The sequence below is a fragment of the Paenibacillus sp. J22FR21 genome, from assembly GCF_056269135.1.
The window spans coordinates 127,933-141,804 of sequence record NZ_JBWDNJ010000011.1; the positions used below are offsets into that span (position 1 = coordinate 127,933).

Annotated in this window: 14 protein-coding genes; 10 read left to right on the forward strand and 4 right to left on the reverse strand. The window is 49.2% G+C overall.

From position 1 onward, the window contains the following. Positions 1 to 78: 78 nt before the first annotated feature. The 5 genes from AC0YNS_RS28440 (at position 79) to melA (ending at position 5,841) form a co-directional block, all read left to right on the forward strand. The gene (locus AC0YNS_RS28440) at positions 79 to 1,644 is read left to right on the forward strand and encodes a HEAT repeat domain-containing protein (protein ID WP_475784290.1); all 1,566 of its coding nucleotides are present in this window, start codon (positions 79 to 81) and stop codon (positions 1,642 to 1,644) included. A gap of 42 nt (positions 1,645 to 1,686) precedes the next feature. Then, positions 1,687 to 1,821, forward strand: a complete 135-nt coding sequence (locus AC0YNS_RS28445; protein WP_475784291.1) for a hypothetical protein — start codon at positions 1,687 to 1,689, stop codon at positions 1,819 to 1,821. Positions 1,822 to 2,080: 259 nt separating this feature from the next. Beyond that, complete coding sequence (locus tag AC0YNS_RS28450) at positions 2,081 to 3,262, forward strand: SulP family inorganic anion transporter (protein WP_475784292.1); 1,182 nt, start codon at positions 2,081 to 2,083, stop codon at positions 3,260 to 3,262. Positions 3,263 to 3,319: 57 nt separating this feature from the next. Continuing rightward, positions 3,320 to 4,219 (forward strand): helix-turn-helix domain-containing protein, encoded by a 900-nt coding sequence (locus AC0YNS_RS28455; RefSeq protein WP_475784293.1) that lies wholly within the window; start codon positions 3,320 to 3,322, stop codon positions 4,217 to 4,219. Between the two features lie 113 nt (positions 4,220 to 4,332). Beyond that, complete coding sequence (gene melA / locus AC0YNS_RS28460) at positions 4,333 to 5,841, forward strand: alpha-galactosidase (RefSeq protein WP_475784294.1); 1,509 nt, start codon at positions 4,333 to 4,335, stop codon at positions 5,839 to 5,841. A gap of 64 nt (positions 5,842 to 5,905) precedes the next feature. On the opposite strand, the gene AC0YNS_RS28465 is transcribed toward melA, so the two are convergent. The 4 genes from AC0YNS_RS28465 to AC0YNS_RS28480 all read right to left on the reverse strand — a co-directional run bounded on the left by AC0YNS_RS28465 (position 5,906) and on the right by AC0YNS_RS28480 (position 8,625). Further along, positions 5,906 to 6,682, reverse strand: coding sequence for a pirin family protein (locus tag AC0YNS_RS28465; protein WP_475784349.1), 777 nt, complete (start codon positions 6,680 to 6,682; stop codon positions 5,906 to 5,908). A gap of 42 nt (positions 6,683 to 6,724) precedes the next feature. Further along, positions 6,725 to 7,117, reverse strand: coding sequence for a DoxX family protein (locus tag AC0YNS_RS28470; RefSeq protein WP_475784295.1), 393 nt, complete (start codon positions 7,115 to 7,117; stop codon positions 6,725 to 6,727). Positions 7,118 to 7,199: 82 nt separating this feature from the next. Then, positions 7,200 to 7,643, reverse strand: a complete 444-nt coding sequence (locus tag AC0YNS_RS28475; RefSeq protein ID WP_475784296.1) for a MarR family winged helix-turn-helix transcriptional regulator — start codon at positions 7,641 to 7,643, stop codon at positions 7,200 to 7,202. A gap of 241 nt (positions 7,644 to 7,884) precedes the next feature. Next, complete coding sequence (locus AC0YNS_RS28480; protein WP_475784297.1) at positions 7,885 to 8,625, reverse strand: hypothetical protein; 741 nt, start codon at positions 8,623 to 8,625, stop codon at positions 7,885 to 7,887. 350 nt (positions 8,626 to 8,975) lie between these two features. Here AC0YNS_RS28480 and coxB point away from each other — a divergent pair, with 350 nt between their 5' ends. The 5 genes from coxB to ctaG all read left to right on the forward strand — a co-directional run bounded on the left by coxB (position 8,976) and on the right by ctaG (position 13,864). Continuing rightward, complete coding sequence (coxB, locus tag AC0YNS_RS28485) at positions 8,976 to 10,019, forward strand: cytochrome c oxidase subunit II (protein ID WP_475784298.1); 1,044 nt, start codon at positions 8,976 to 8,978, stop codon at positions 10,017 to 10,019. 11 nt (positions 10,020 to 10,030) lie between these two features. Beyond that, positions 10,031 to 11,941 (forward strand): cytochrome c oxidase subunit I, encoded by a 1,911-nt coding sequence (gene ctaD / locus AC0YNS_RS28490; protein WP_475784299.1) that lies wholly within the window; start codon positions 10,031 to 10,033, stop codon positions 11,939 to 11,941. After that, on the forward strand, positions 11,938 to 12,558 hold the full coding sequence (locus tag AC0YNS_RS28495; RefSeq protein ID WP_475784300.1) for a cytochrome (ubi)quinol oxidase subunit III: 621 nt from the start codon (positions 11,938 to 11,940) through the stop codon (positions 12,556 to 12,558). Before ctaD ends, AC0YNS_RS28495 begins: the two co-directional genes overlap by 4 nt. 3 nt (positions 12,559 to 12,561) lie before the next feature. Beyond that, positions 12,562 to 12,876: a cytochrome C oxidase subunit IV family protein gene (locus tag AC0YNS_RS28500; RefSeq protein WP_475784301.1), complete on the forward strand. Its 315-nt coding sequence runs from the start codon at positions 12,562 to 12,564 to the stop codon at positions 12,874 to 12,876. Between the two features lie 85 nt (positions 12,877 to 12,961). Next, a complete protein-coding gene (gene ctaG / locus AC0YNS_RS28505) occupies positions 12,962 to 13,864 on the forward strand; it encodes a cytochrome c oxidase assembly factor CtaG (RefSeq protein WP_475784302.1) in 903 nt (300 codons plus the stop codon). The last annotated feature ends 8 nt before the right edge of the window (positions 13,865 to 13,872 follow it).

Sequence of the window (13,872 nt, forward strand, 5' to 3'; positions counted from 1 at the left end):
TGAGCTAAATACAAAATTCACCCTCTCGTATACATTAAATATAACACAATAACTTACGAATGAAGGGGCTGCATCACAATGCTTGATGAAATGGAATTGCTAAGCGACGAGCAGATGATCTCATTTATTACCAATGGATTCGTGGTTTTACACAATGAGTTGCCGTCTGCGCTGCACCAGAATGTAATGAGACAAATTGACTACGTGCTGCAGAATGAAGGTAATCCGGGCAATAATATTTTGCCGCGTGTGCCTGATATCCAACGATTCTTTGATACGCCAACTGTAAAAGGTGCACTGACAAGCGTCCTCGGACCTGACTATTATATGCATCCTCACCGGCATATGCACTACAATCAGCCGGGGAATCAAGCACCGGGCGGCGGTCAGTGGCATAAGGACGGCTACTGGTCCTCGATGCGGAGCCATCGTCCTTGGTGGGTCATGATGTTCTACTATACGCAGGACATTACCGAAGAGATGGGGCCGACCGCTATTATGCCCGGCTCCCAATACAACGAGAAATTCCCGAATCAAGAAGTCGTATTGCCTACCGGCAAAGCAGGGACGATTGCATTAGTCCATTTCGACATCTGGCATAAAGCATCGCTGAACACCTCGAATCTCGACCGGTACATGTTGAAATTCCAATTCGTTCGTTTGCGGGAGCCGAAGTCGCCAAGCTGGAATCATACGAACGGTACGCCGGCGTTTCCGGTTGAAGCACCGACAGCGCATCTTAATTTATGGCATGACGCATGGAACTGGCTCAGAGGAGAGAAGAACTTTACGCCTGTCATCATCGGTAACGAAGAAGTGGTGTCGGCTCTGATTGAAGAGCTGGCGGGCGCAGACGCAGACGCAGCTATTCGTGCACGAACTGCAGACAAGCTGGGCTTAATGGGCGAGGCGGCGGCTGCCGCAGCTCCGAAGCTTACCGCATTCATTCAAGATCCTGTGGAAGATGCGGCATTAAACGCGGTATATGCGCTGGGTCACATGGGATCGGCCGGGATGCAAGAGCTGCTAAGCGTCCTTAAGGATGGGTCCAAATTAACTTCGCAGCGTGCAGCCTATGGACTTCAAGCAGCAGGCGCTCCAGCAGTGCCGAGTCTGATCGACGTACTTCAGCATGCAGAGGAGAACAGCAGAGCGCTTGCCGCTTTCGTACTCGGTATGCTCGGAGAAGAGGCTTCATCCGCAGTGCCTGCCTTAATAGCCCTGCTTGCTGATTCCAGTGAATGGGTGAGACGTAACGCCGTAGAATCTCTCGGGATGATTAACGGAGCGGCTGAAATGACGGTACCGGCACTGGTTCGTGTCATTGAGGAAGCTGTCCTGCAGGAGCAATCAGAGAATGAAGCGGCTGGCAGTACAAGCTTCTATGTACACAATCAAGAATATATCAAGAACAAAATCGGCTATACGGCAGCGCTGTCCTTACTTCGCATCGGGAAGTCCGGCGATCCTGATCTCGTGGTGTCCGGTCTGCAGTTCGGGTTGCTCAGCGCAGACCGTTATACGCGTGCCTATGCATTCGAGGCGCTGACCGCCATTCGAACAGATAAAGCGATCGATGTCCTCATTTCCCACTATCGCGCGGCACGTTGGTGTCCGGATACGCACAAAGCAAGTACATTTTAAGAGTAGCGGAGGAGACCCGGTACGACTGCGAAAGGCGACGAGATGATTGCGGATACGATCGACCGTTACTACGCTCCCGTACTGATTGGCAAGGATCCGACGATGATCAAACAGATCTGGGATGAGCTGCGTTTTGGACCGATGCACTGGATCGGTTCGAGGAGCCGGCTACTGTAGTTGACGGCTTCTACACGCTCCCGCAGCAGCCAGGTGCTTCAACGACGATACTTCCTCGCTATTTTGACGAATACCGGATTCGCTAATTTACCCTATCAAGCTCGCAAACTGCGCCTTTCTTCGAAAGGTGCCGGCTTGCGGGCTTTTTAATGTAGAAACTTATAAAAGAACGTTGACCGTCCGTGGAATCGGGGGTTATGCTAACCGATAGAATACCGGAATTTCGGCATCTATATCTATAGTTAGAGGTGAACGGTTCTTGAATGGATCTTGGCGTGATCAATGGACATCGGATGTCAGATTAAATGTGCTTGCCGGCATGACGGCAACACTTGCTTTAATACCGGACTCCTTGGCATTTTCGTTTATGGCTGGGGTGCCGCCTCAAGTGGGGATTTACGCGACCATTTGTATTTTGCTGGTCATTACGTTCTTGGGCGGCAGGCCCGGCATGATTTCGGCGGCAGCCGGCTCCATGGCGGTGCTGATGCTGACACTGGTGAAAGAACAAGGCATCGCGTATTTATTCGCAGCGACGGTGTTAACCGGCGTTATCCAATATTTCATGGGTGTCTTCAAGCTTGGCAAAGTGATGCGTTTCGTGCCGCAGCCGGTCTTAACGGGCTTCGTGAACGCGCTCGCGATACTGATTTTCCTGTCACAGCTGCGCTATTTGGTGAATGCTTCCTTCATGATGTATGTGTTGATCGCAGCAGCGCTGCTCATCATTTATATCCTTCCTCGTTATTTCAAGGCTGTGCCGTCGCCGCTTGTTGCCGTGGCATTGCTGACGATACTTGTATGGGTGCTAGGGATTAGCGACGTCACTCGTATTGGGGATATTGCTGCCATCGATGCTTCGCTTCCATCATTCCTGCTGCCGGATATTCCGTTTACGTGGGAAACGTTCTTCATTATATTGCCGTACTCCCTGTCTCTGGCTGTTGTCGGTTTCACCGAAACGATGCTGACGCAGAACCTGCTCGATGAGATGACCGGAGACAAGACGGACAAGAACCGAGAAATGCGAGGTCAGGGGATCGCGAATTTCATCGCGGGATTCTTCGGCGGGATGGCAGGCTGCGCGCTTGTTGCGGAGTCTGTCCTTAATGTGAAGATGGGCGGACGGAATCGTCTGTCGACGCTCGTTGCGGCGTTATTCCTGTTACTGCTCGTTGTCGTGCTTGGCGATTTGCTCGCTCTTATTCCGATGGCCGCGCTCATTGGCATTATGTTGATGGTATGTATTGCGATTTTTGACTGGAAATCGGTGTTTAAATTGCGCTCCGTCCCTGCCAGCGAAACGATTGTTATGGTGGTTACCGTGGCTGCGGTTGTAGTTACTCATGACCTTGCGATTGGTGTTATCGTCGGCGTCATTCTCAGCTTCTTGATCCTCTTGCTGCAGAAGTCACTGGGGAGCGGTTCGCTTGAAGGGTAATCTTCATCTTCGGCTGTAAGTCTACTACTAAACGGTGAAATGGAGGCGGGTGCTTGTATGCGATCTTACAGCTTATACGATCCTTATTGGAGAGAAGGCGGAGATTTCCGCCCCAACATCGTCGCTTACTATTATAAGCAGTGGCTCGATTACGATATGGACTTTCATGCTCATGACGCGATCGAATTTATGTATGTGATTTCCGGTACGTGTACGGTGGAGACGATGAATGAGGTGTTCCAGATGCGCAAAGGAGATCTGATCTTATTGGATGCTCGCGTATCGCATAAACTTATCGTGCCGAAAGAAAGTCCCTGCCGGATGCTCAATGTTGAGTTTAACTTTACGGAATGCGATGGCATATATCCGTCTATGACGCAGCTTGCCCAAGGGCATGAAGCGTTGGCTCAGCTATTGGACCGCAAGATCAGTACGATCGTGCTGCGGGATCCCAATGAAGTGCATCATACGCTCAAGAGTATTGTCATGGAAATGGATACCGGCGGAGCGCAGCGCCGCAGCATGACACATTTGCTGCTTGCGCAGCTGCTCGTTCGTGTTGCTCGGCTAGCGGCAGATGAAGCGAAGGATGTTGCCCATGGGCAGCATCACCGCTATGTGCGCAAGGCAATAGAATATATCCATCAGCATTATGATTGCGATATTCAGGCGAAGGATGTTGCAGCAGCAGTAAGCTTACATCCGGTGTATTTGCAGCGGATTTTCAAAGCGAATATGAATGTGACGATTACGGAATATCTAGCCGAGCTGCGCGTGGAGAAAGCTAAGATGCTGCTCGCCCGCTCCGATGTCCCGATCATCGATATCGCTGATTATATCGGCCTGAACAGCCGCCAATATTTCAGCATGCTGTTTAAGAAAGTGACCGGAATGTCTCCGGCGGCTTACCGCAGATCCATCGAAACGATGCAAGGCTTCGATAAGCAGTTGCAATAGTTGACATGCTTGGCGCAATCCGGTTGGATTTGTGGAAACGCATTCTTGATGCTCCTGCTAGAATGAGGGTAATGAACGAGTATTCTATTCCACTAACCTCAGGAGGGTTTAGCATGTCTTTCAAAGTTACTTTTATCGGAGCGGGCAGTATCGGATTTACAAGGGGATTGCTGCGTGATTTGCTTGCGGTACCCGAATTTCGCGACATAGAGCTTGCATTTACAGACATTAATGCACACAATCTGGACATGGTGACGCAGCTGTGCCAACGAGACATCATCGAGAATGGCCTTCATATCCAAATCCATTCGACGACCGACCGCCGCGAAGCATTAAAGGATGCCAAATACGTACTTACCGTTGTTCGTATCGGCGGCTTGGAAGCCTTCCAGCATGATGTTGACATCCCGCTCAAATATGGCGTAGACCAATGCGTTGGCGATACGCTCTGTGCAGGCGGAATCATGTACGGCCAGCGGGGTATCGCCGCAATGCTGGACATCTGCAAGGATATCCGCGAGGTTGCATCACCGGATGTATTGCTGCTGAACTATGCGAATCCGATGGCTATGCTGACTTGGGCCTGCAACAAATACGGTGGTGTGCGGACAATCGGACTTTGTCACGGCGTTCAAGGCGGTCATCATCAAATCGCGACTGCGCTTGGGCTGAAGAAGCAAGAGGTCGATATTATTTGCGCAGGCATCAATCATCAGACTTGGTATGTATCTGTTAAACATAATGGAGTAGACAAGACAGGCGAGCTGCTTGAGGCATTCGAGAACCATCCGGAGTTCCAGAAGACAGAGAAGGTGCGCATCGATATGCTGCGCAGATTCGGCTATTACTCGACGGAATCGAATGGACATCTCAGCGAGTATCTGCCTTGGTACCGCAAACGCGCGGATGAGATTCAGGATTGGATCGATATGGGCGTATGGATCAATGGGGAAACCGGCGGCTACTTGCGCGTATGTACGGAAGGGCGTAATTGGTTCGAGACAGATTTCCCGAACTGGATGAAAGGCGATCCATACGTATACAGCCCGGAGAAACGCTCGGAGGAGCACGGTTCCTACATTATTGAAGGGCTGGAAACAGGCCGGTTGTACCGTGGACACTTCAACGTTGTGAACAATGGCGTAATTGCGAACCTGCCGGATGATGCCATTATTGAAGCACCTGGTTATGTCGATGCGAATGGCATCAATATGCCGGTCGTCGGCGAGCTGCCTCTTGGCTGCGCGGCCGTGTGCAACGTGAGCATTTCCGTTCAACGACTTGCGGTGGAAGCGGCTGTTCATGGCGACGATAAGCTGCTCCGCCAAGCGATGATGATGGATCCGCTTGTGGGTGCTGTATGTAATCCGAAGGAAATTTGGCAAATGGTCGACGAGATGCTTGTTGCGCAGGCGAAATGGCTGCCGCAATACAGCGCTTCTATTGAGCAAGCTAAGGAGCGGCTAGCTGCAGGTAATCTCATTCCGACACGCCAAGACTATAAAGGTGCGGCCCGTCTCAAAACCAAATCAATCGAAGAGATGCTGGAGGATCGCGAAGCGGCAACCCGTAACGCGGGCGAAGCGGACAAAGCGAAGGAACGTCCGGCTGCAGCACACTAAATAAAGAAGGGGATCGGAATGCCAAGGCGGCACTTCGATCCCCTTTTGCCATACACCGTAATTATTAACGTTTAGGATATAGCGGGTAGTCAACGTTTGTAGGCACATCAATCAGAATGAGACGCAGCGGTGTGTTGCCGGCTGCAGTGATGACGGCTTCTTGCGCTTCGGCTGCTCTGGCTAAGATGAAATCTTTATGTTTAAAAGTGGTATCCTTCGCTTCATCTGATGAATAAGTCCAAGAGCCTTCTCCGCGAATGGCCAGAGCAGTCAATGTCCGTCCGCCTGCGATCGGATGTGTAAATTGCGCGCCAGGTGCAAGTTCAACATCCCACATCAGCGCATCTGCCGTGATGGAGATTGGCGAGCCTTCGCCCATTACCGTTTTCTTGGTATAACCGGCACCTTCAACTACTGGGAAGTCCTTATGCTCATACTGGTTGTACGTCGGCTGCTGTTTAAGGGCTTCCTGGATAGAGGGCTCGAACCAGATTTGAAAACCTTCCATGTCCGGACCGACAAAACGTTCTTCATGGCTGACGCCTGAGCCGGTTTGCATCAGCTGCACGCCGCCGGGACCAACCGTGCTCTTGGTGCCGAGCGTATCGCCGTGTTCCGCCTGACCTGCAACAACATAGGTCATGATTTCGAAAGCTTGATGAGGATGAAGCGGAATATAGCCATCTTGCTTGGCGTGAGCCCATGCCCAGTAGAACAAGGTGCTCACACGTTTCACGACAGAACCTTCACCGGAGAAGCCGATTGGCTTCTGTTCCGTGATTTTGCCGCCATCAAATGCGCCTGTTGCTTGAAGAGAAGGACCGTATACGAGTGTTTGTATCATACAATTTACCTCCAATGAGTGAATGTATTGTTAATCCGATCAACCGCCGATTGCGTACTCGCCTGCTCCTATAAGGGCAACTCCGATTGCGATTGCAATGAGGACAATGTTGTATTCCATGCCATTGCCGGTAATCCAGAAGCCGTTTCTGCGATGAACGGCAATGATTGCACCAAGCATCGTAAGTACAATTAGTACAGCAGATACCGGCAGCCATAAGCCAAGGGCAAAGAGCGTACCGCCGATAAGTTCCGCAAGACCGGCTGTCAGCGCAATTAGAACGCCTGGCTTTAAACCGATAGAATCCATCCAGCCTCCGGTCGCCTTTAGGCCATATCCGCCGAACCAGCCAAACAGCTTCTGCACGCCGTGTCCGACAAACGTCAAACCAACAACCAACCGAATAAGCAACAAGCCCAGTGCAACACTCATGAATGATTATCCTCCATAAAATAAAAATATTAAGTTTCTTAACATTAAGATATCCGGTCCGTCTAATTGAAAGGAAGAAGCTCTACGAGTAGCTGCTTTGTGCCGCGAGACCGAGTTTCTTTAATAGAAGAATGGCTTGCTTCTGTTCTTCGGACGATAAACCACTCACTGCCGCGGAGATAACCTCACGGTGACTCGGAAAGACTTCATCAAGAAATTGTATGCCTTGCTCCGTAATTTCAGCATAGATCACACGACGATCGGTAGGGCATGCTTTACGATGCGCCAATCCTTTGGCCACAAGTTTGTCGATGACATAAGTAATGTTTCCGCTCGTCATCAGAATTTTCTCGCCAATTTGCTGCAGCGGCTGTTCACCCTTATGGTAAAGGAGCTCGAGTACGCCAAACTCCGTCGGGTTGAGGCTGTGCTTGCGAATATCTTGATGAACATGAGCGCTGACCCACTGATGTGCTCGGGACAATGTAATGAAGAGATGCAATTCCTGATCGATTTCGTTAGACATGATATTCACCTCGAATGCGGCAAGTTTTTGTCTTAATACTTGATATCTTAATTTAAAGATAAATGAATTCCGGTTATTTGTCAAGACTACCGCATCCTCGATTTGAGCACACTTGTACCATGTAATAAATGCAAAGCGTTGAATTTTTCCTTCATTATATAGATGCCATTTACAACTCGCAAAAGAGGACTGAAACGCATACTGCGCTTCAGTCCGGCTAATCGTATGAACACAATTGTTATTATTGGTGCATATGAGCGCGAGCTCGGAGCTGACTATCGATCGGTTGCGGAACTTCGTCCCCGCCTACAAATTGATGCTTAACGAGTTTATTAAATGAAGACAGCCACGGCGTGAGGGAATGTCCTGCCCAAGCCTCCTGTGCGTATTGTACCATGTGGTTGTTGAACTCTTTGTTCGCCGAGATATGAACCTCCTGAACAGCAGGAGCCAGCTTGCGGACATGAATGGCAATCGTCTGCTTCAATTCACCGGAGATTTCATTGTGGTCATTGATGGTGAGAGCAGAGTTGTAAGGTGTTGCGACCCGCTGATTGTTCCAATAAGGGCTGCCGTTGTCGACATTATAGACGCCTTCCGTTGTACCGCCGTTATTTTGTTCTTTGGGACCGCCTGTTTTGCGCGTGCCTGTAGCAGTCCAGTCCGTTGTAATGGCGACATAAGCATTCTTATCGGTAAGCATGACGATTGCACCGGCGACACCGTTAACATTAGACACATCATTCGAAATGAGGGAGCTGTATTCAAACCAGTCGTTGTCGTGCTGACCCGGCAATCCGCTCATTGTGCCATACATCCGGCTGCCGAGCATCTTCGGATCGCCTTTCTTCTTAGAGCCGTAGTCGAACGTGCTGTTCTGAACATGGCGCTCGTAGTTACAGCCGCTTAAGGCCATGACGGTTACCATTGCACCGGCGGCAATCAAAATGAGAAACAAACGATAAGCTGCTCGCTTTTTCATTAAGGGTAGCTCCTTTCATTAACCTAGCTTTAGGATGGGCTAGAGGGAAACAAATATGCATGCTATTTCGATACATAAAGAACCATGGTTTTTGCACACAATGTAGGATAGACATGGTGGTTCGAAACGGTAAAATGGCAAGCGGAAAAACCGTGAAAAACAGCGATTTTACTGGTATGAGAACAATTTGTGAACACGCCTGGGAACATTGACAAATAACACCTTCAACTTTATATTTAATAAAGTGATTAGATTGCAGAAGTTGTCTAAACATCTAGGATTTCACGCAGCACAGCCGCTTTTTGCGCCATCTACGGCAGCTGCGAAAACGTAAAAAGTGGGGTTGATTGATGATGAATCGGTGGCACGTTCTAAAACGGCTAATGCCGCTTCTTGCCGGAATGGTGTTGCTGCTGTCAGCTTGCGGACGAGCTGACTTGTCGACGCTTAGACCGCAAGGGCCGGTTGCCGAAGAACAGTACGGACTAATGAAATTAACGATCTGGGTTATGATCGGGGTCGTTCTAGTCGTTTTCGCTATTGCAGTTTATGTTATTATTCGCTTTCGCCGCCGTCCAGGCGACAAATCGATCCCTGTTCAAGTGGAAGGGAACCACAAGCTGGAGATTATTTGGACAGTCATTCCGATTATCCTGCTGATCATCCTCGGCGTTCCAACGGTGAAGTCCGTATTCGGACTTGCGAAGGACTATACGAAGGATCCGGCTGCAATACAGGTTAAGGTTACAGCTCACCAATACTGGTGGGAGTTCGAATATCCGAACCTTGGTGTGAAGACTGCACAAGAGCTGCTCATTCCAAACGATGCGGTTATCTCGATCGAAGCGAAAACAGCAGACGTGCTTCACTCTTTCTGGATTCCATCGCTAGCTGGTAAAACAGATACGAATCCGGGCGGCAACGTGAACATTATGTACTTCAAAGCACCGAAGACAGGTGTGTACTTAGGTAAATGTGCCGAGCTCTGCGGACCTTCTCACTCCTTGATGGATTTCAAAGTGAAGGTTGTAGACCGCGCTTCATTTGATCGATGGGTAGCTGCTATGAAGAATCCGGTTGCGCTGCCTGAGAATCAGGAAATCGCGGAACTGCTTAATAAACAGTGCTTGTCTTGCCATGCAATCGGCGGTAACGGCGGACAAATCTATCCGAATCTGACGGGTATCGGAAGCAAACAATCGGTAGCAGGTATTCTGGTTAATACAGACCAAGCGCAATACGCTAACGAAGGTACGGTTGAAGAGAACCTGAAGAGATGGATTACAAATCCACAAGAAGTAAAACCAGGCACATTAATGCCTAAGGTTGACCTCACCAAAGAGCAAGTCGATGCCATCGCGAAATACCTGGCAGGCTTGAAGCTAGAATATTAATTACTTACGGAATGAAGGAGGTACCTACTTTGGCTCACGGACATGCGGTTAAACGGTATAGTGGCCTGATGGATTGGCTGACAACCGTTGACCATAAAAAAATCGGCATTCTGTATCTGTTATCAGGCGGATTCTTCTTCCTGGTTGGCGGACTGGAAGCACTCCTGATTCGGATTCAGCTATGGAAGCCGTTAAATGATTTCGTAGCGGCGCATACGTTCAACGAATTACTTACGATGCACGGTACAACAATGATCTTCCTTGCGGCGATGCCGATCATATTCGCCTTAATGAATGCGATCGTACCGTTGCAAATCGGCGCGCGGGACGTTGCATTCCCGTTCGTTAATGCTATTGGTTTCTGGACATTCTTTGCCGGTGGCGTTCTTCTAAACGTCAGCTGGTTTGCCGGCGGCGCGCCGGATGCAGGATGGACAGCATACGCACCACTTTCGACATCGACTTATAGTACAACGCACGGTCTCGATTATTATGTTATCGGTCTTCAAATTGCCGGTATCGGAACGTTGGTTGGCGGTATTAACTTCTTGGCAACAATTATTAATATGCGTGCTCCAGGCATGAGCTTCATGCGTATGCCGATGTTTACATGGACGGCGTTCATCACTTCGGCGCTTATCCTGTTCGCTTTCCCTGCTCTGACAGTAGGCTTGGTTGCGATGATGTTCGACCGCGTATTCAGCGGTAACTTCTTCGAACCGACTAACGGCGGTAATGCCGTACTCTGGGAGCATATCTTCTGGATTTTCGGACATCCTGAGGTTTACATCTTGATCCTGCCGGCATTCGGGGTTATCTCCGAGGTTATCAGCGTATTCTCGCGTAAACGGTTGTTCGGATACAGCTCCATGGTATTCGCAACGGTGCTGATCGGTTTCTTGGGCTTCATGGTTTGGGCGCATCACATGTTCACGACAGGTCTTGGACCGGTTGCGAACGCATTGTTCTCCATTGCAACGATGCTGATTGCCGTTCCGACAGGTATCAAAATTTTCAACTGGCTGTTCACGATGTGGGGCGGTTCGATCCGTTTCACAACGGCAAACCTGTTCGCGGTTGGTTTCGTACCAACGTTCGTAATGGGTGGCGTAACGGGCGTTATGCTTGCAGCAGCACCAGCTGACTTCCAATATCACGATTCGTACTTCGTCGTTGCCCATTTCCACTACGTAATCGTTGGTGGATTGATCTTGGGTCTGTTCTCGGGTCTGTACTACTGGTGGCCTAAAATGTTCGGTCGCATGCTTAACGAGACACTCGGCAAAATCATGTTCTGGACATTCTTTATCGGCTTCCACCTTACATTCTTCGTACAGCATTTCCTTGGTTTAATGGGTATGCCGCGTCGTGTATGGACTTACTTAGACGGTATGGGTTTCAATAATCTGAATATGATTAGTACTGTCGGCGCTATGTTGATGGGTGTCGGTACGATCTTATTCTTGATTAACGTTGTCATTACTTCAATGAAACCGCGTGATGCGGGCAATGACCCTTGGGAAGACGGACGTACACTGGAATGGACGATTCCTTCTCCGGCACCAGAGTTCAACTTTGCTCAAACTCCGCTTGTTCGCGGATATGATGCTTACTGGAAAGAGAAAATGGAAGGCAAAACAGAAATGGTCCCTGCTGAACCGCTTGGTCCAATTCATATGCCTTCACCTTCTATTCTTCCGTTCTTCATGGCTGTTGGCTTGTTCATCGCAGGTCTTGGATTCATGTATGCCAAAGGCGATTACGGTACAGGCGCATGGGCGTATATTCTAAATCATCACATTATCGCGATATTCGGAATGCTAATTACACTTGCATGCATGTTCTTGCGTTCGGTGTATGATGATCATGGATTCCATATCGAAGTGGATGAGATTCAAGGGAATAAGGGGGTTAAAGCATGAGTGGACATACACACGTAGATGGCCAACTCCCTCATGAGCCTGAAAAGGCAACCCTTGAGGGACGTAATAAAGTTCTTGGTTTCTGGCTGTTCCTTGGCGGTGAAACGGTATTGTTCGGTACGCTCTTCTCGGCGTACCTGGCACTCCGCCATCAAGTCGGCGACGGCAACCCAACTCCGATGGAGTTGTTCGATCTTAAAACAGTGGCAATCGCTACATTCATCTTGTTGACTTCGTCCTTGACCAGCGTGTTCGCGATCCAATCGATGCACACGAACAAAGTGAAGTCGATGGTATGGTGGCTGGTTATCACGGTAATCTTCGGTCTTGCCTTCTTGGGGCTTGAGATTTATGAGTTCAATCATTACGTTCACGAAGGACATAAGTTCTCAACAAGCGCATTCAGTACGTCGTTCTACACGCTCGTCGGCTTCCACGGTGCTCACGTATTGTTCGGGGTTCTCTGGATTTCGCTACTGATTCTGCAGATCTTCAAAAAAGGTTTGAATGTCGTTACGGCTCCTAAGATATATGTTGCCGGTATGTACTGGCACTTTATCGACGTTGTGTGGGTATTCATCTTCACCGTCGTTTACTTGATGGGAAAGGTGGGCTAACGAATGGCTAATCAACATTCCGCTACCGAAGAGAAGAAGCATCATAAGCATGAAGGTCCGAAGAAGCATATTATCGCTTTCATCTTCTCGATTCTGCTTACAGTTATTGCATTCGCAATGGTTGCAGCAGGCGAGATCAACACGTCGTTTATCTACATCTCGCTGGTTCTGATGGCATTCGTTCAAGTCTTCATTCAAATGGGCTTCTGGATGCACATGAAAGACCGCGGTCATATCTTCCCATTGGTCGGTATTCTAACAGGTGTATTCGTAGTATTCACGATTGTCATCATGGCCGAATATTGGGCTTGGTGGTAATACGGGTTTAAATTGAAGAGAGGGAGGTCCTAGTTGGCCCCCTCTTTTGTTGTAAATGTGTGTTTGTATGGAAAGGGGTACCATCATGCTCGGATTGCAATATTTCAGCTTTGAAGAGTTATGGAGCCCGTGGTTTTTCTTCATGATGACAGCATTGGTTATCCTCTATTTCTACTTGGCTGGACCTTGGAAGGAAAAACATGCGCCCAATGAACCTCGTGTCACGGTGCTGCAGAAGATCTTGTTTGTATCTGGAATGGTGCTTTATTATTTAGCGCAAGGCGGACCGCTCGAACTGCTTGGCCATATGATGTTCACCTTCCACATGGTGAATATGTCCCTATCGTATTTAATCGTGCCGCCGCTGCTCTTGCTCGGCATTCCCGCATATATTTGGCGTTATGTGTTTGCCAGACCGTTCTGGAGAAGATACAGCTCTTTAATGAATCCAATCTTCACGTTAGTCGTGTTTAATATGTTATTCTCGGTGTATCACGTACCGGCTGTTCATGACTATGTGATGACGCATTTTACGATTCATCGAATCTACTACTTGGTACTACTTGCCACTTCGTTTATGATGTGGTTCCAGATTACCTGCCCGGTGCCGGAGTGGAATCGTCTGACCGATGTCCGTAAAATGGCGTATATATTCGCAAGCGGCATGCTGCTTACGCCGGCTTGTGCGCTTATTATTTTCGCCAGTCATCCGATGTATGCGACTTACAACGACCCTGAAGTTTGGGCTCAGGCGATGGGCTATTGCGTAGCCGGCGATCCGAGTGCGCTGCTCTCGAGTTATGACGGCGGACCGACCTTCTTCAATTTAATGGGCGTAACCGAGGACCAGCAGCTAGGCGGTATCGTTATGAAGCTGGTTCAGGAAGTGATGTACGGCGCAATTCTGGCCTATGTCTTCTTCCATTGGTATAAGAAAGAACATGCTGATTCCGACGATGAATTGCCGGACAGTGGCGCGCTTAGCTAATAAATAAG

What these genes read in the sequence shown, in the direction of transcription:
- AC0YNS_RS28440 (WP_475784290.1), top strand. Translation starts at nt 79, where the DNA reads ATGCTTGATGAAATGGAATTGCTAAGCGACGAGCAGATGATCTCATTT.
- AC0YNS_RS28445 (WP_475784291.1), top strand. Translation starts at nt 1,687, where the DNA reads ATGATTGCGGATACGATCGACCGTTACTACGCTCCCGTACTGATTGGC.
- AC0YNS_RS28455 (WP_475784293.1), top strand. Translation starts at nt 3,320, where the DNA reads ATGCGATCTTACAGCTTATACGATCCTTATTGGAGAGAAGGCGGAGAT.
- melA (WP_475784294.1), top strand. Translation starts at nt 4,333, where the DNA reads ATGTCTTTCAAAGTTACTTTTATCGGAGCGGGCAGTATCGGATTTACA.
- AC0YNS_RS28470 (WP_475784295.1), bottom strand. Translation starts at nt 7,117, where the DNA reads ATGAGTGTTGCACTGGGCTTGTTGCTTATTCGGTTGGTTGTTGGTTTG.
- AC0YNS_RS28475 (WP_475784296.1), bottom strand. Translation starts at nt 7,643, where the DNA reads ATGTCTAACGAAATCGATCAGGAATTGCATCTCTTCATTACATTGTCC.
- AC0YNS_RS28480 (WP_475784297.1), bottom strand. Translation starts at nt 8,625, where the DNA reads ATGAAAAAGCGAGCAGCTTATCGTTTGTTTCTCATTTTGATTGCCGCC.
- coxB (WP_475784298.1), top strand. Translation starts at nt 8,976, where the DNA reads ATGATGAATCGGTGGCACGTTCTAAAACGGCTAATGCCGCTTCTTGCC.
- ctaD (WP_475784299.1), top strand. Translation starts at nt 10,031, where the DNA reads ATGAAGGAGGTACCTACTTTGGCTCACGGACATGCGGTTAAACGGTAT.
- AC0YNS_RS28495 (WP_475784300.1), top strand. Translation starts at nt 11,938, where the DNA reads ATGAGTGGACATACACACGTAGATGGCCAACTCCCTCATGAGCCTGAA.
- AC0YNS_RS28500 (WP_475784301.1), top strand. Translation starts at nt 12,562, where the DNA reads ATGGCTAATCAACATTCCGCTACCGAAGAGAAGAAGCATCATAAGCAT.
- ctaG (WP_475784302.1), top strand. Translation starts at nt 12,962, where the DNA reads ATGCTCGGATTGCAATATTTCAGCTTTGAAGAGTTATGGAGCCCGTGG.